Origin of the sequence: Idiomarina aquatica (genome assembly GCF_004362895.1) — a bacterium.
In the GTDB taxonomy this organism is placed as follows: Bacteria; Pseudomonadota; Gammaproteobacteria; order Enterobacterales; family Alteromonadaceae; genus Idiomarina.
Window position 1 is genome coordinate 32,446 of the sequence record NZ_SNXI01000018.1, and the last position, 16,866, is coordinate 49,311.

Annotated in this window: 14 protein-coding genes; 7 read left to right on the plus strand and 7 right to left on the minus strand. The window is 49.4% G+C overall.

Annotated features, from left to right (window positions below):
* Positions 1-12: 12 nt before the first annotated feature.
* On the minus strand, positions 13-1,038 hold the full coding sequence (gene tdh, locus DEU29_RS11480; RefSeq protein ID WP_133540493.1) for an L-threonine 3-dehydrogenase: 1,026 nt from the start codon (positions 1,036-1,038) through the stop codon (positions 13-15).
* A gap of 24 nt (positions 1,039-1,062) precedes the next feature.
* Positions 1,063-2,253 carry a glycine C-acetyltransferase gene (locus tag DEU29_RS11485; protein ID WP_133540494.1) on the minus strand — a complete coding sequence of 397 codons (1,191 nt, stop codon included), beginning with the start codon at positions 2,251-2,253 and terminating at the stop codon, positions 1,063-1,065.
* 148 nt (positions 2,254-2,401) lie between these two features.
* Between DEU29_RS11485 and coaD the strand changes: the two genes are divergently transcribed.
* Entirely contained in the window at positions 2,402-2,890 is a 489-nt protein-coding gene (gene coaD / locus DEU29_RS11490) for a pantetheine-phosphate adenylyltransferase (RefSeq protein WP_133540495.1), read from the plus strand.
* Here the strand turns inward: coaD and DEU29_RS11495 are convergent.
* A complete protein-coding gene (locus DEU29_RS11495) occupies positions 2,887-4,212 on the minus strand; it encodes a sodium-dependent transporter (RefSeq protein WP_208107640.1) in 1,326 nt (441 codons plus the stop codon). The genes coaD and DEU29_RS11495 overlap by 4 nt on opposite strands.
* A gap of 193 nt (positions 4,213-4,405) precedes the next feature.
* Here DEU29_RS11495 and pckA point away from each other — a divergent pair, with 193 nt between their 5' ends.
* The 3 genes from pckA to DEU29_RS11510 all read left to right on the plus strand — a co-directional run bounded on the left by pckA (position 4,406) and on the right by DEU29_RS11510 (position 8,259).
* Positions 4,406-6,007: a phosphoenolpyruvate carboxykinase (ATP) gene (gene pckA, locus DEU29_RS11500; RefSeq protein ID WP_133540497.1), complete on the plus strand. Its 1,602-nt coding sequence runs from the start codon at positions 4,406-4,408 to the stop codon at positions 6,005-6,007.
* A 109-nt stretch (positions 6,008-6,116) separates the two neighbouring features.
* Positions 6,117-7,064: an ABC transporter ATP-binding protein gene (locus tag DEU29_RS11505; RefSeq protein ID WP_133540498.1), complete on the plus strand. Its 948-nt coding sequence runs from the start codon at positions 6,117-6,119 to the stop codon at positions 7,062-7,064.
* Positions 7,051-8,259: an ABC transporter permease gene (locus DEU29_RS11510; RefSeq protein WP_133540499.1), complete on the plus strand. Its 1,209-nt coding sequence runs from the start codon at positions 7,051-7,053 to the stop codon at positions 8,257-8,259. The genes DEU29_RS11505 and DEU29_RS11510 overlap by 14 nt, the downstream gene beginning before the upstream one ends.
* A gap of 61 nt (positions 8,260-8,320) precedes the next feature.
* Here DEU29_RS11510 and DEU29_RS11515 read toward each other — a convergent pair whose 3' ends face one another.
* Together DEU29_RS11515 and fabR are read right to left on the minus strand one after the other, a co-directional pair.
* Positions 8,321-10,348 carry a S9 family peptidase gene (locus tag DEU29_RS11515; RefSeq protein WP_243734581.1) on the minus strand — a complete coding sequence of 676 codons (2,028 nt, stop codon included), beginning with the start codon at positions 10,346-10,348 and terminating at the stop codon, positions 8,321-8,323.
* 27 nt (positions 10,349-10,375) lie between these two features.
* Complete coding sequence (gene fabR, locus DEU29_RS11520; protein ID WP_133540500.1) at positions 10,376-11,023, minus strand: HTH-type transcriptional repressor FabR; 648 nt, start codon at positions 11,021-11,023, stop codon at positions 10,376-10,378.
* A 203-nt stretch (positions 11,024-11,226) separates the two neighbouring features.
* Between fabR and DEU29_RS11525 the strand changes: the two genes are divergently transcribed.
* From DEU29_RS11525 to DEU29_RS11535, 3 genes are all read left to right on the plus strand, one after another.
* The gene (locus DEU29_RS11525) at positions 11,227-12,360 is read left to right on the plus strand and encodes an acyl-CoA desaturase (RefSeq protein WP_133540501.1); all 1,134 of its coding nucleotides are present in this window, start codon (positions 11,227-11,229) and stop codon (positions 12,358-12,360) included.
* 91 nt (positions 12,361-12,451) lie between these two features.
* Complete coding sequence (locus tag DEU29_RS11530) at positions 12,452-12,763, plus strand: flagellar basal body rod C-terminal domain-containing protein (RefSeq protein ID WP_133540502.1); 312 nt, start codon at positions 12,452-12,454, stop codon at positions 12,761-12,763.
* 31 nt (positions 12,764-12,794) lie between these two features.
* Entirely contained in the window at positions 12,795-13,694 is a 900-nt protein-coding gene (locus DEU29_RS11535) for a putative metalloprotease CJM1_0395 family protein (protein WP_133540503.1), read from the plus strand.
* A gap of 10 nt (positions 13,695-13,704) precedes the next feature.
* Here DEU29_RS11535 and DEU29_RS11540 read toward each other — a convergent pair whose 3' ends face one another.
* Both DEU29_RS11540 and greB read right to left on the minus strand, forming a co-directional pair.
* Positions 13,705-16,038 (minus strand): Tex family protein, encoded by a 2,334-nt coding sequence (locus DEU29_RS11540; protein WP_133540504.1) that lies wholly within the window; start codon positions 16,036-16,038, stop codon positions 13,705-13,707.
* 63 nt (positions 16,039-16,101) lie between these two features.
* A complete protein-coding gene (gene greB / locus DEU29_RS11545; protein ID WP_133540505.1) occupies positions 16,102-16,581 on the minus strand; it encodes a transcription elongation factor GreB in 480 nt (159 codons plus the stop codon).
* Positions 16,582-16,866: the final 285 nt, after the last annotated feature.

Sequence of the window (16,866 nt, forward strand, 5' to 3'; positions counted from 1 at the left end):
TGAGTCACGTGATTAATCCCAGTTTAAAATGACTTTACCGGACTGACCACTGATCATGGTCTCAAAGCCCTGTTCATAGTCATCGACATGCATTTGGTGTGTCAGGATTGGAGATATATCTAGCCCTGATTGCAGTAAACTTGCCATCTTATACCAAGTCTCGAACATCTCGCGTCCATAAATGCCTTTGATGACCAGACCTTTAAAGATAACTTCATTCCAGTCAATGGCTACATTCTCGGGAGGAATGCCTAACATGGCGATTTTACCGCCGTGATTCATTGTCGCCAGCATTTGCGAAAAGGCTGACGGCACGCCGGACATTTCCAGCCCGACATCGAAGCCTTCCTTCATGCCAAGTTCGGCCATGACGTCGGTAAGCTTTTGCTCAGCCACGTTAACGGCGCGGGTCACACCCATTTTACGGGCTAAATCCAAACGAAACTCATTGACGTCGGTGATCACCACGTGTCGCGCACCAACGTGCCGAGCAACGGCTGCTGCCATAATACCAATAGGCCCTGCGCCGGTAATCAGTACGTCTTCACCAACCAGATCAAAGGCCAGGGCGGTGTGAACGGCATTACCGAAAGGGTCCATAATCGATGCCATGTCATCACTGACGTCGTCAGGTAATTTGAATGCGTTATCTGCGGGTATCGCCAGATACTCAGCAAATGCGCCGGGCCGATTTACACCCACGCCGTAGGTATTACGGCAAAGATGGCGGCGGCCGGCACGACAATTACGGCAGTGACCACAAGTGATATGACCCTCACCAGAAACGCGGTCGCCAATTTCAAAGCCGCGAACACCGTCACCCATGGCGGCAACTTCACCGACATATTCATGGCCTACAACCATGGGTACCGGGATAGTTTTCTGAGACCATTCGTCCCACTTATAAATATGCACATCGGTGCCGCAAATAGCGGTCTTTTTAATTTTAATTAAGATGTCGTTGTAGCCGTATTCGGGCTGTTCGACATCGGTCATCCAAATGCCGGGCTTACTATGTAGCTTAGCTAATGCTTTCATGCTTCTCTCCCTAATCCTGGGCGCTTATATAATGCCAAGATCTTTGCCGATTCGTGTAAAGGCTTCGATGGTGCGATCCAACTGTTCACGTGTGTGAGCGGCGGACATTTGTGTGCGGATACGCGCTTTGCCTTTAGGTACTACCGGGAATGAGAAGCCGATCACATAAATGCCTTCCTGTAACAAACGATCAGCCATTTCAGAGGCCATGCGGGCATCGCCAATCATCACCGGAATAATCGCGTGATCGGCGCCGCTTAAGGTAAAGCCGGCGGCGGTCATTTGCTCACGGAAGTACTTAGCGTTATCCCACAGTTGCTGGCGTAATTCATGGCCATCACTCAGCATATCTAACACCTTGATGGACGCCTGCACGATAGCAGGGGCAACGGAGTTAGAGAACAAATAGGGGCGCGAACGTTGGCGTAACCAGTCGATCACTTCTTTCTTACCGGAGGTATAACCACCTGAAGCACCGCCAAGCGCTTTACCCAGGGTACCGGTAATGATGTCGACGCGGCCAAGCACATCACAGTATTCGTGGGTGCCTTTGCCATTTTCGCCCAGGAAGCCGGTCGCGTGACAATCGTCCATCATCACTAAGGCGTCATATTTATCGGCTAAGTCGCAAATACCTTTTAGATCAGCGATTACACCGTCCATCGAGAACACCCCGTCGGTAGCAATTAGCTTGAAGCGCGCGCCATCGGCGTCGGCTTGTTTTAATTGCTCTTCGAGGCTGCCCAGGTCATTATTTTTATAACGATAACGTTTAGATTTACTCAGACGGATGCCATCGATGATACTGGCGTGGTTAAGCTCATCACTAATAATCGCATCTTCGGGGCCCATGATAGTCTCAAATAAGCCGCCATTGGCATCAAAGCAAGAGGAGTACAAAATGGTGTCTTCGGTGCCCAGGAAGTCACTCAGTTTTTGCTCCAGCTCTTTGTGAATATCCTGCGTACCACAAATAAAACGTACCGAGGCGGTACCAAAGCCATGCTCGTCCAGGCCTTTTTTTGCCGCTGCAATTAGATCAGGGTGGTTAGCCAGGCCCAGGTAGTTATTGGCACAAAAGTTAAGTACTTGCTGGCCATTAACGGTGATTTCCGAACTTTGATCAGAAGTAATAATCCGTTCTTTTTTGTATAAACCTTCGCTGCGTGTAGTTTCGAGTTGTTCGCCCAGTTGCTTGTAAAATGCAGAATTCATGGCTGCTCCATCTTGTTTGATAGTGGCAAATTTATGCGCCATTTTACTGATGTTATAGTCGCTTCGCACCCTTAATTTTGATTTAGCGTTTGAGTCAGCCGTTCAATAAGGTGTACTCTTTAGCAAAATTTAGCGAAACGAGGCCGCCATGCATAGTAAAGCAATTTATCCGGGTACCTTCGATCCCATTACTAACGGTCATTATGACCTGATTGAACGTGCTGCAAACTTATTTCAGCAGGTCGTTGTGGGAATTGCTGAAAGTCCGAGTAAGAAACCTTTGTTTTCATTGCAGGAACGCGTGATCCTGGCGCAACAGGTCACTGAGAATTTGCCGAACGTATCGGTGGTTGGTTTTTCCGGTTTACTGGTTAACTTTGCTAAAGAGCATGATGCGACTGTACTGGTGCGGGGGCTGCGTGCAGTGTCAGATTTTGAATACGAGTTTCAGCTGGCAAACATGAACCGCCGTTTGTTCCCCGAGTTAGAAAGCGTATTTTTGACACCGGCCGAAGAAAACTCATTTATTTCCTCGACCTTAGTCAAAGAAGTCGCGCTACACGGCGGTGATGTAACCGGCTTTGTCGACAACCGAGTCGCCGACGCGCTACAACAGAAGTTTGCTAATCGCAGTTAAAAAGCCGTGTTTATAAACACCAGCGTCATCAAAACAGGGCAGATATAGCGCAAATGCCAGCGCAATGCTGTGAGCCAGAAGCTGCCCTGTGCGATAGTATGTAAGTGATTACTTTTATGCCATAACCAGCCCACAACCAGCAAGTAAAATATGCCTGAAATTGGCAACTGGAACTGCGTGACGGCGGTGACAACCCAGCCAAACAGGGGCTCAAAGAAGATCACCAGACTGAAAGCCAGAATTGCAATAGTGGCCAGTGCTAACAGCGTGGCCTTTTTGCGGTTCAGGTTCTTTTCTTCGATAAGGTAAGAAACCGGCACTTCGGCCTGCGCTATGGTAGAAGTAAGCGCGGCGATACTCAGTAGCGTAAAGAAGGCAAAGCCAACAAAAGGACCGACCGCACCCATACTGGCGAAAAGTTGTGGCAGCACCGCAAAAATCAGTTGGCCTTCTCCGATCAGCTCATCACCGTTAGTGACGTTAACCCCCAGTTCGATGCCGGCATATAAGGCCGGGATGATCAACAAACCTGCCAGGAATGCGATAAGCGTATCTAAACCGGCAACGGAAAGACTGAGTTTTCCTAACTTTGCGCCAGGCAGCAAATAAGAGCCGTAGATCATCATGCCGCCCAGACCAATAGATAATGAGAAAAACGCCTGCCCCATGGCGGCAAGGTAGATCGCCGGGTCGGTCAGTTGGCTGAAGTCTGGTACCAGATATACCTGAAAGCCATCACTAGCACCTGCCAGTGTGCCCATATAAATAATTAAGCCAACCAATAGTACAACCAATGTTGGCATTAAACGCTTAGACCAACGCTCAATACCATTCTCGATGCCTTGTAGCACCACCCACCCGGTTGTACATAAGAACAGCGCAGTAAATAGTAAGTCGCGGGTCAGTGAGCCCGTCATTAAAAAGTCGGCAACGACGTTAAGGCCTAACCAGCTGGCAACATAGCCAAGCGCATGAACGACCATCCAACCTGCTACGATATGATAAAAACTCAGCATCAAACACGAGCCGATGACGTTCAGGAAGCCCATGGTGGCGCCAACGGGCTGAGCCTTGCCTTCACTAAGCTTGGCGAGTGAGCGCACCGGGTTGGCGCGGCCGTGGTGACCAATTAGCATTTCACTATACAAGGCGGGTATGGCGAGCACAAAAATGACGACCAGGTAGACCAGTAAAAACGCTCCGCCCCCGTGGTTAGCAACTTGGGTAGGAAATCCCCAAATATTGCCAAGGCCAACTGCCGAGCCGGCAGCGGCTAAAATAAAACCTAAACGGGTGTGGAAGGATTCGCGCATAGTGCTCACTTACAACTTGTATAAAAATTTAAAGTTAGAGCGCGCATTCTAACGAACTGAGAAAATTTTGCCCTATCTTTTTTGACCAATAAACGGTAACATTCGCGACCAATTCTGTAACTCATGCAGTTCTGCCAGGACGGCACGCTGCAACGCCAGTTAACGTTAATGCAAAGACCGTAATTCTCAGGAGCCTTACGTCATGCCGAATTTGGATTTGAGCCGCTATGGCATCACCAACGTCCAGGAAATTGTCCACAACCCATCGTATGATGTGTTATTTGCTGAAGAAACACGCGATGACCTGCACGGTTTTGAAAAAGGAACCGTGACCAATTTGGGCGCAGTTGCTGTTGATACCGGAATCTTCACCGGACGCTCACCTAAAGACAAATATATTGTGCGTGATGATACGACCCGCGATACGGTGTGGTGGTCTGATCAAGGCAAAAACGACAACAAACCGATGTCGCAGGAAACCTGGGATAGCCTGAAAAGCCTGGTAACCGAGCAGTTATCGAGTAAGCGCCTATTCGTAGTTGATACCTATTGCGGTGCTAACGAAGATACCCGCTTGGCTGTTCGTTTTATTACTGAAGTCGCGTGGCAGGCTCACTTCGTCAAGAACATGTTTATTCGCCCAAGTGGTGAAGAACTGGAGACGTTCGAACCCGACTTTGTGGTCATGAACGGTGCAAAATGCATTAATCCTGACTGGCAAGAGCAAGAACTCAATTCAGAAAACTTTGTTGCTTTTAACCTAACCGAGAAAATTCAGCTGATCGGTGGTACCTGGTACGGTGGCGAAATGAAGAAGGGCATGTTCTCGATGATGAACTACTTCTTGCCATTGCAGGGTATCGCGTCAATGCATTGCTCGGCGAACGTTGGTAAAGACGGCGATGTAGCGGTTTTCTTCGGTCTTTCAGGTACGGGTAAAACGACATTGTCTACCGATCCTAAGCGCGCGTTAATTGGTGATGACGAGCATGGCTGGGACGACGATGGTGTCTTTAACTTTGAAGGTGGTTGTTATGCCAAAACCATCAACTTGTCGAAAGAAGCAGAACCTGATATTTACAATGCCATTCGCCGCGACGCTTTATTAGAAAACGTGACAGTGCGCGAAGATGGTACAGTCGACTTTGACGACAATTCAAAAACTGAGAATACCCGCGTTTCGTACCCCATTTATCACATCGATAACATCGTTAAGCCTGTTTCAAAAGCCGGCCATGCGAAAAAAGTTATCTTTTTGACCGCGGATGCATTCGGTGTATTGCCGCCGGTCTCTAAGTTGACCAAAGAACAGGCACAGTATCACTTTTTATCTGGCTTTACCGCCAAGCTGGCAGGCACCGAGCGTGGTGTAACCGAGCCAACGCCGACGTTCTCTAGTTGTTTTGGTGCGGCGTTCCTGAGCCTTCACCCAACGCAATACGCGGAAGTGTTAGTTAAGCGTATGGAAGCTGCCGGTGCCGAAGCTTATCTGGTCAACACCGGCTGGAATGGCACCGGTAAACGTATTTCGATAAAAGCGACTCGTGCGATTATTGACGCGATACTGGATGGCTCTATCGAAGACGCAGAGTTTAGCCAGTTGCCTTATTTTAATCTTGCTATGCCTACAACCTTACCGGGCGTTGAAGACAGTAATATTCTGGACCCGCGCAATACCTACGAAGACAAGCAAGAGTGGGATATTCGGGCGCAGGATTTGGCCAAGCGTTTTGTCGCTAACTTTGAGAAATTTACTGACACCGAAAATGGCCAGGCGTTGGTCGCAGCTGGCCCTAAATTATAAGCGTCAGAACAACTCCTAACATTTTGAAACAATTAAAAGGCCTGTAACAGACTGTTACAGGCCTTTTTCGTTGCTATCATAGCGCCAGGCTTACTAACAGACTGGTAACATGAATATAACAATAGATACGGTAACCAAGCGCTATAAGACTGTGACCGCGGTCGATGCGATTTCTCTTAACGTTCAATCGGGCCAAATTTACGCGTTACTCGGTCCTAATGGTGCGGGGAAATCGTCGTTGGTACGGATGTTGGTTGGGTTAACCGAGCCTGACAGCGGCACCATCACCATTAGTGACAATGAGGGAGCAGCAGTGGATCTGCAACCTGGCCATTTTGCTTACCTTCCGGAAGATCGTGGTCTTTATCAGGATCGCACGATACTCGACAACCTAACCTATGTGGCAAAGCTGCGGGGACTGGATAAGTCAGTTTATCAGCCACGCATCGACGATTGGCTGGAGCACTTCGAACTAACCGATCGAAAGAGCGAGCCCATGCGTCAATTATCCAAGGGTAATCAGCAGAAGGTTCAGTTAATCTCTACGTTACTGCACGATCCGGATTTAGTGATTCTGGATGAGCCCTTTTCTGGATTAGATCCCGTTAATCAAGAGCACGTGCTTAACGTGCTTAGCGACTTAAAGGCTAAGGGTAAAACAGTTTTATTGAGTGCTCACCAAATGGCACTGGTCGAACGATTAGCTGACAAAATGCTATTGATGTCACACGGTAAAGCGCTGGCCCAGGGTACATTGGAGCAAATTCGTGACGCGCTGCAGCCAGAACGACTTTATCGCGTTAGTTGTGATGCAATGTCGGCACAAACTGCGTGGGCAGACTTTGATGCAATTGAGCATTTACTGCCGATAAGCGCGGACCAGGTTGAGCTGACGATAAAACCAGAGGTTGATGTCAGTGAGCTTTGGCCACAACTGGCAGCGAGTTGCGCTATCGAGTCTTTTGCCGCGCGCAAGCCGGGTTTGCATGAACTCTATCTTGATACGATTGGACGTTCAAAAGGTCAGTCGCAGGGAGACGCTAATGAGCACGTCTAAGCAGCAGTTAAAAACCATCGCATGGTGGGAATTCAAACGCTTTTTTAAATGGAAGCAGGAACTTATTTCGATAGCTCTACTGGCGATAATTTTTATTGTCAGCGCCGGCTGGGGTGTAATCACCGAAATTTTTTCGGAGCAGCACCAGGGCGCGATTTATTATGAAAATAAAGCCGAGCAGAACTGGCGCTTTGACGAGAGTGATAAAGTCCCACTGCGCGATGCGGGTTCAATGGAAGTACAACAGTGGCAGCAACAGTTACCTGAAGACCTCGATGTTCTGGTTGTTATTTCATCAAATTTAGACGCTGAAATTGTCGTGCGCGAGAAGGACGATTGGCAGGCTGACTTGATCGATGAGTTGCAACAACAGCTGCAGCAGGAACGTATCGCTCGGCTCTCTTTGAGCGAAGAACAACGCACGATTATCGATCAACCGCCCGAGATAGCACGCACCATTCAAAATACTGATGTCGAAGTGAGCTCAGCGGAAGAGGATGACGGCTTTAAAGAAGCGCTACCGATGTTGGTGACGATTTCGATTACCGTCGGTGTGTTTACTGGCTTTGGGTTGATGATGATGTCCATTACCGCCGAAAAGCAACAGCGGGTAACCGAGCAGTTATTAACCATCATCAGCCCGCGGCAATGGATGGATGGAAAAATTCTCGGTATAACGCTGCATAGTATTAAATCGATGGTGTTTTTGGGCTTATTCTTTACCGGTATCGGACTGGTCGCCTCAATGTTTGCCGGAGAAAGTGGTGGTGGAGCAAGTTTTGATCGCTATTATGGTGCGGTTTTATCGCTGATTTTTGTGGTGCTGGGATTGATTCTGATTAATGCCATGCTGGCAGGGTTTTCCGCAACCATCGATGATCCTAACCATTCGTCGCGAAGTTCGGTAATGCTGTTGCCGTTATTGCCGGTGTTTTTATCATTCAGCATCATTGATAACCCCGATGGCGGATTGGCTCAGGTGATGAGTATTTTACCGATTTCGTCCTTTGTGATGATGCCTGTGCGATTACTGCAAACGGATGTAAGCTGGTGGCAGCAGTTATTAAGCCTCGCGTTGCTTATTGTATTTGTTATCTGGATGCGCAATGTCGCTGCTCGTTTGTTTGCGATGGGTATTCAGTTTTACGGTAAAGAGCCGACCTGGAAGGATATTTGGAACGCTATTAAAGGTTAATCAAAGCTTATAAAAAAGCCGGCCAGCATGGTTTTGCAGGCCGGCTTTTTTGTTTAGCCGATTACTCTTCGCTCATGTTCTCGGCATGAGGAAGCTCAAACGGTGGTTTTGTTTCTGCTTTTTCTACCAGGAAGGTATTCATCCAGCGCATCATGCGCATACCATAATCTAACTGTGCTGCCATTTTACGGTTGCCATGACCTTCACCGGGATAAAGAACTAACCGGACCGGAACTTTGCCGTGTGTTTTAAGATAGCGGTACAATTCCATCGATTGTGAAGGATGCACGCGAGTATCTTCTTTACCATGCATAATTAAGATTGGCGTGCGCGCCTGTTCAGCATAATAAATAGGGCTGCGCTCTAAATACCATTGCCACTTTTCCCATGGGTAGCTGCGTGCATGTACCGCGTGCATTTCTTTGGCGATGTCAGTAGTACCAAACTTAGAGATGTTGTCGCTGATACCGACAAACATGACACTGGCTGCAAAATGCTCGGTTTGTTTGGTGGCGCCCCAGGCCGATGCATAGCCGCCATATGAGCCACCTGTAATACCCACGCGCCCAGCGTCAGTAATGCCCATTTCGACTAAATGCTGTTTAGCATCAACAATGTCGTCGAATTCTTTACCCGCGTAGTCGTTCTGGCTCAGCATCGAGAATTCAACACCGCGACCGGTACTACCCCGGTAGTTTGGAAAGAACAACGCATAACCATTAGCGGCGGCATGTTTAACCGGCGCCGAATAGCGATCTAACCAGCCGTTACTGTAATGCGACTCCGGTCCACCATGAACGACCATGACGGTCGGGTAGCTTTGCCCTTCCTGGTAATCGGTTGGATAAACTAAAATACCTTCTAACTCCAGCCCGTCGCGAGCCTCATAGGTAATCGTTTGTTGACGCGGCATGGTGATATCATCTAACCAAGGGTTAGACACTGTCAGGCGTTCGAGACCCTGGTTATCGAGTAAAAATGCTTCGTTAGGGTGCTCAGGTCGGTTACCGCGAAGAGCGATTTGACCGATACCGGCTTCACCATCGAGACTGGTAAAGATGGCCTCGCCGGGTTCAACCAGCACACGATTTTCAAGGAACTTGAGCGTCAACGCCTGTACTTCAGATTCGGTGCCGCGATGACCTAACCAGACTAACTCTTCGTCAGTGCGCCAGGCGAAGTCGCGAATTGAACCCTCGTAATCGGGCAGAACATTACGCATTTCTTCGTTCTGAGTATCCCATACAAACAGTGTGCCTGCTGACGGGTCGTTGTAATTTGCTGCCGATATCATGGCTAAGTAACGGCCGTTTGGCGAGAAGCTGGCCTGACCGAGTTTTCCGGCAGTCTCGAAGCTTTGTTGAACATTACCTTCAGTGTTAAGTAACTGATATTGGCTACTCATATAATTATCATCAATGAGCGGCGTTGGCGCGCTGCGCACCAAAATATGGGTATTGTCCGGATGAAACTCTGCCGACAGGATGTGCTGCTCGGCGCCAGAAATTTGGGTCGCTTCTGACTGTTCTGCGGTTAAGTCAACATGGTACAGGTGAGTGTAGTTGAAGTCCTCTTCGTAAACCTCCGCTTTAAAGCCCTTTTTCGCAAGCTTTTTGTCGTCTGCATCGGGCTTACCGCGCGACGTGAAAATTAACGACTCGCCGTCATCACTCAGATCATAGGAGCCGATGTTTCCCTCAAACTCATAAAACGGTTGTACGGCACCGCCGCTAATCGGCATGCGATAAAGCTCGTTATACTCGTCATCACCGCGCTTAGCAGTAAAGTATAAATACTGACTATTCGGGCCAAATGACACCCGAGATAATTTGTCGTCACGGTTAAAATAGGTGGTCTCGTTACCCTGCGCATCGATTAATACGAGCTCGGTATAGCCGCTACCGTCATCATCTTTATAGGGTGTCCGGGGAATATACTTTAGTACTGCGGTGTATTGCCCGTTGGGCGATAAATCGACGCTGGCAACGGATTGTGCAGTAACCGTCTCCATTAGCGTCATTTCACGCGCCTGACCGGTTACCGCTAATGTTAGCAGGCTAACGGTGCCAAGGGTTCTGAATAACATCATAATCTCCTGGTTTTATTGTGTTTATAATTAGTTAGTTTGGATTAGCCGGCGTGTTGCTTCAGCACCACGGGCAACAAGTCTCACCTGTTGAATTGTTGCTTCGGTAATATGCGAACGTTGTTCGTCATTAACATCAAAGCAATCAGCACCTGCGCTAAATACGATTTTTACTATGGCATCGGATTGCAATGCCGCCAATTGTGATGAGAAGCCTTGTTCGACGACCAGATATTCTTCCAGCTCAGCTTTGAAGTGTTCAAGCTCTCTTTCTACGGCATTGCGGAATTCTCGTGAACAGCCGGTTCGTTCCTGCAGCAGCAAACGAAAAATAGCGGTATTACTGGCGACATATTGCATAAAGGTTTCGATAGAAACGCGTATAATCGAGCCGCCCTTATCGATACGTTGGCGCGCTTGGCGTAATAACTGACGTAAGGTTAAACCACACTCATCGACCAAGGTCAGGCCGAGTTCATCCATATTACGGAAATGGCGATAAAAGGAGGTAGGGGCGATACTTGCTTCGCGAGCAACTTCGCGCAGGCTCAAGCTGGAAAAGCCAGTCTCCGCGCTTAATTGATTCATGGCGGCCGCAATTAATGCTCGCCGGGTTTTTTCTTTCTGCTGGGCTCTTATCCCGCGGACAGGGCTGTCGCTAGACGCTGTATTTGCCACGCTATACTCTCAGGTTCTGGTCTTGCTTTTGTTTACTAACCGAACATCTTAACACAGGAATTTACACAAATATCGCTTGTATTTTTGGGCAAAAACACGTAGATTCAGCGAACACGTGTACGCTATTTTATAGCCGACACTTTGTCGACGTACTTTCGATGTACTCTCGATGTATTTTCGAAGCAATAATGGCAAGACGCTTAATGAATGAAATGACAGAAAAACCCCCGATTATCTGGCTTAATGCCACGGTATTTCTCACCACTTTTTTAATTGCGGCCGTCGGCGTACCTTTATACGCATATCATGTCGGTATTGACTCGTCGCTTTGGTGGATAATGCTGGCAACGCTTTGTTACGCCGGCATTTCGATCACTGCGGGCTATCACCGCTTGTGGTCGCATAAAACCTACGATGCGCATCCGGTAGTGCGTTTTATCTTTGCTATTGGCGGAGCGCTGGCGCTGCAAAATAGTGCCTTGCATTGGTCATCTGATCACCGCGTGCACCATACTCACGTGGATGACAACGACAAAGACCCGTATTCGGCAAAACGTGGTTTCTGGTACTCGCATATCGGCTGGATGCTGCGTGAATATCAAGCCAGTCGTTATTCAGATTACGATAACGTTAAGGATCTACAAAAAGATCCGATTGTTATGTGGCAGCATCGTCACTACTTGGCGTTGACGCTGGGTATTAATTTTGGCTGGCCGATTGTGGTCGGCTTGATTACCGGCGACGTTTGGGCAGCACTGTTGGTTGTGGGCGTTTTACGATTGGTATTGAACCACCACACCACGTTCTTCATTAACTCGCTAGCGCACGTCTGGGGCAAGCAGCCCTACACCGATAAGAATACGGCGCGCGATAACGGTGTGCTGGCATTCCTGACGTTTGGTGAAGGCTACCATAATTACCACCATATCTTTTCAGCCGATTATCGCAATGGCATTCGTTGGTATCAGTTTGATCCGACCAAATGGCTGATTCGTGCATTTTCTTGGGTGGGCTTAGCCTCAGGCCTTAAACGTAGCTCAGGTTACCAGGTGGAAAAGGCGCGTTTGCAAATGCAGTTGCAACGCATGCAACAAAAAGCTCAAGCTGCGCCAAAAACATTGCTGGAAACTGCGCAACAACACTATGACGAAATGGCAGTGCAGTTGCGTCACTATTATCAGGCGCGTAAAAAGCTGTTAGACACGAAAGCGAAAAAGTTGCGCGAGCAGGTGAATATGGATGCACTGCATGCGCAAGTCGACGAGCTTAAGCAGGCGGTTGAAGATCAGCGCCGTCACTGGAAGCAGCTGATGAACCAATTAAAACAGCACGCTTAAGTTGACCTCTGCGTCGCAGAACTAACTTGCAACTGCGTGCTTTTTATACAATACTGGTGGCAAGTTTTTGCCGCAGTCATTGGAGGCACGTATGGAAATTAACGGAGCAATGAACGCTGGTTTGCAGGGCTTACAGCGCGCCAGCCAGCAAGTTAACGAAGCGAGTGCAGAAATTGCTAATGCCGGCGCTCGTAACGAGGTGCAACAGCAGGGCAACGCACAAGCTAATGGCGTTAACGCTGCAACCGAATCTGCCAGCGAAACCGGCCAATCGGTAAGCGCAAATAACGCAACTGATGGGCTAGTATCGCTACAGCAGGGCGAGACAAATTTTGAAGCCAATACGCGCACTGTCGAAACTGCCGATGAAATGCTCGGCACGATGATCGACACAAGTGCATAGGTTTCTCAGTTAACTCGCGTATGTAACAGGCATGAATATAACAACCGCACTTCCGACGATTCCTCCGGCTCCCATGCCTGCGTCGGATGGTGTTGGCCGCGAAAACCTTCAACGTACGGCAATCAAAGAGCCCGCATCTTCTCCGCAAAACGGCACAGCTACTGACGCACCAGCAAGCCAGCAAGCGCGTAAATCCGGTGATAATACCGATAAAAGTAAATCGAGAGATGAAAGTTCGCGCTCAGAGGAAGCGAAGTCTGATGGCCGCAAAGCCGAAGATAAACGCGAATCCGAGCGCACCCCCGAAGAACAACGCGAAGTTCAACAGGAAGTTCAGGAGCTCAAGAATCGTGATGCCGAGGTGCGAACACACGAGCAGGCACACGCCGCCGTAGGCGGACAGTATGCCGGTAGCCCCAGTTACGAATACGAGCGCGGACCCGACGGTAAATCCTATGCTGTTGGTGGCGAAGTGCCTATTGACGTGAGTGTGGTTCCTGGTGACCCACAAGCGACAATCCAAAAAATGCAGGTTGTCCGCCGCGCGGCATTAGCCCCGGCAGAACCGTCATCTGCAGATCGGTCGATTGCCGCAGAAGCGTCTGTTAAAGCAGCCGAGGCACGTGCCGAGTTGGCTCAGACGAACTCGCCAAATGCTACCGGTAAGTCGAGTGAAACTGAGGGCGGCAACAAGGTTAACGCCAATAGTGAGGCGACTGGCGAAGCGAGTAATGATGGCCGCATCCAGGGCCCGGTGCGTAAGTCGTTAGAGGGTGAAGCCGCTGGTCGTTCCGAAACTGAAAGTACTGCTAACCCATACGCCGCTGAAGCAAGCAAAACACTGTCGTCGGCTGAACGCGGCAATATGATAGCTGACTTTTACAGTCGCCGCGTCAGCCCGTCAGAGACAGGCTTCAGCGCGACAGCTTAACTGCTTTAAGCTATTTCTTTTTGGCTTTAGCAAAGGCGTCCGCCAGCGCGTTGCCCATCGCCGAGTTACCCGGCTGAGGGCGCGGATTTGATTTTCCTCCACCCGATTTAGCCTTAGGTTTGTTACTCTTAGTTGAGTTCGATGGTTTAGCCTTGGTGGTTGTTGCGCTCACTTCGTCATCCAGCCGCATGGTTAAGCCGATACGGTTACGCTCCAGATCCACTTCAACGACTTTTACCTTTACAATCTGACCGGCTTTTACAACCTCGCGCGGGTCACTGACAAAGCTATTAGATAGCGCCGAGATATGTACCAAACCATCTTGATGTACTCCGACATCGACGAACGCACCAAAGTTAGCCACATTGGTGACCACGCCTTCCAGCGTCATTCCCGGTTTAAGATCACTGACTTTATCTACACCTTCTTTAAAGTTAGCGGTTTTAAACTCAGGACGAGGGTCACGACCCGGCTTCTCAAGCTCAGACAAAATATCCGTTACTGTTGGCAAACCAAAGCGCTCGTCGGTGTAGTTGGCAGCGTTCAGGCTTTTAACCAATGAGTGGTTGCCAATAAGCTCTTGTACCGGCAAATCATTCGCTTTTGCCATGCGCTCGACCACTGAATAAGCTTCCGGGTGAACCGCTGAAGCATCTAACGGTTGCTCGCCATTGTTAATACGCAGGAAGCCCGCTGCCTGTTCAAAAGCTTTCGGCCCCATGCGTGGCACATCGAGTAACTGCTTACGGTTAGCAAAGGCACCGTTGGCGTCGCGGTAGTCGACAATGTTTTTCGCCAGAGTTTTCGACAAACCCGACACGCGCTGAAGCAATGCCGCTGAGGCCATGTTGGCATCCACACCCACGGCGTTTACACAGTCCTCGACTACTGCGTCCAGGCTTTGGGCCAGTTGTGACTGGCTAACGTCGTGCTGATACTGGCCAACACCAATAGACTTAGGCTCAATTTTAACCAATTCGGCGAGTGGATCCTGCAAGCGGCGGGCGATAGATACCGCGCCACGCAGTGACACGTCCATATCCGGAAACTCCTGCGCTGCCTGCTCAGAAGCGGAGTAAACCGATGCACCGGCCTCGTTGACTATAACCTTGGTTACTTTAATTTCGCTGTGCTGCTTGAGCATGTCACCGACCATTTTGTCGGTCTCGCGCGAGTGAGTGCCGTTGCCAATGCTGATAAGCTCAACCTTGTACTGTTTGCACAAAGTCGCTAGCGTACGCATGGCTTTATCCATTTGGTTCTGCGGCTGAAACGGGAATACCGTGTTGGTGGCAACCGCTTTACCGGTTTCATCCACTACCGCAACTTTAACACCGGTACGAACGCCCGGGTCTAACCCCATAGTGGTTTTAGCACCTGCGGGCGCCGCCATCAGCAAGTCTTTTAAGTTGCTGGCAAACACCTGAATGGCGGCTTCTTCGGCGCGCTCACGCACGCGCGCCATAAGTTCAGTTTCCATATGTAGTGATAACTTCACCCGCCAGGTCCACTGAATAACCTGACGCAGCCAGTCATCGGCAGCGCGGGCTTTATGCTCGAAATTCAGGAAGTCGGCAATAATGACTTCGCAGTGCGAGCCGGAGGTTTTGTCTTCACTACCCGGGTCAGCGTCCATAGACAGCTGCAAAAAGCCTTCGTTACGGCCACGCAGCAACGCCAACGTGCGGTGCGACGGAATGGTCTTAAACAGTTCAGAAAACTCAAAGTAGTCGCGGAACTTAGCGCCTTCTTTTTCTTTACCCGGCGCAACGGTGCTGGTTAAGTGCGCGTTCTGCCACAAGTGAGAACGCAAACGCTTCAGCAACTCCGCCTGCTCGGCAAAGCGCTCCATTAAAATGGCGCGGGCACCGTCTAACACTGCTTTGGCGTCAGCAAAACCCTTGTCAGCGTCAACGTAGTCAGCGGCCGCTTGTTCTGGGTTCTGTGTTGGGTCTTTCCACAACAAATCCGCCAACGGCTCAATGCCCGCTTCAATCGCAATTTGGCCTTTAGTGCGACGCTTAGGCTTGTAGGGCAGGTATAAATCTTCCAGCTCGGTTTTCGAGTCGGCAGCTTTAATGCTCTGAGCCAGTTCGTCAGTTAATTTGCCTTGCTCGTCAATCGACTTGAGTATCACTTTACGGCGGTCGTCCAGCTCGCGCAGGTAGTTCAGGCGCTGATGCAGCTGGCGTAATTGCGTGTCGTCTAAACCGCCGGTTACCTCTTTACGGTAACGGGCAATAAAAGGCACCGTCGAGCCTTCGTCCAGCAACTGGATAACAGCGGCAATCTGACGCTCGTCGACCTTCAGTTCATTAGCAAGTAATTGCGGTATCTGGCTCATAGTACATCTCTTGGTTTTAAAACGTTACGACAAATAATGGGGACGAATACTATCACGAATTGACTACGCGGGCTGTTGGTAACTTATCTTATTAATGAACCAGGTCTTAGTACCCTGTGGCGTGTTAACCTCCGCCTCATCGTCCACCTGCTTTTTCAGCAGAGCGCGCGCCATGGGCGAGTCGATAGACACCGCGTCTTTGCGATCATAAATCTCGTCCGGCCCAACAATTTGAAAGGCGCGAAAGTTCTCGTCCTCGTCCTCAATTTCCACCCAGGCACCAAAAAACACCTTACCGTCCTGCTGTGGCGAATAATACACCACCTTCAACTGCTCCAGACGCTTGGTTAAATAGCGAATACGACCATCAATTTTACGTAGCTTCTGCTTGTTGTATTTATAATCCGCGTTCTCAGACCGGTCGCCCAGGCTCGCTGCCCACGAGACCTTCTCCACGGTTGCGCGGCGCTCCACCCGCCAAAGGTGCTCGAGTTCCTGTTGCAACTTTTCATAACCGCCAAGGGTAATTAAATTGGTTTTCATACGCTGATTCGTTGTGCCTGCGTTGAATGATTAGGGGATTTTACTGGGTTATGAAGGGGAGGGGAACGATAGATTGTCTAACGGGCTAGACGTACCAGCGTAATATTGACTACCGCGTTGGGCGATAAAACAACTGGCAATTGTCTCTGCTTGGTTGCTAGGCTGAAATTTAAATCCCCTAGCGTTATACCCGTTATTCCGCACCAATATTCGGATTTAGAACTGTCCAATAAATGAGCGATTGATCGCCAATTTACCGATTACCTCTTGACGCCGATCCCCGAT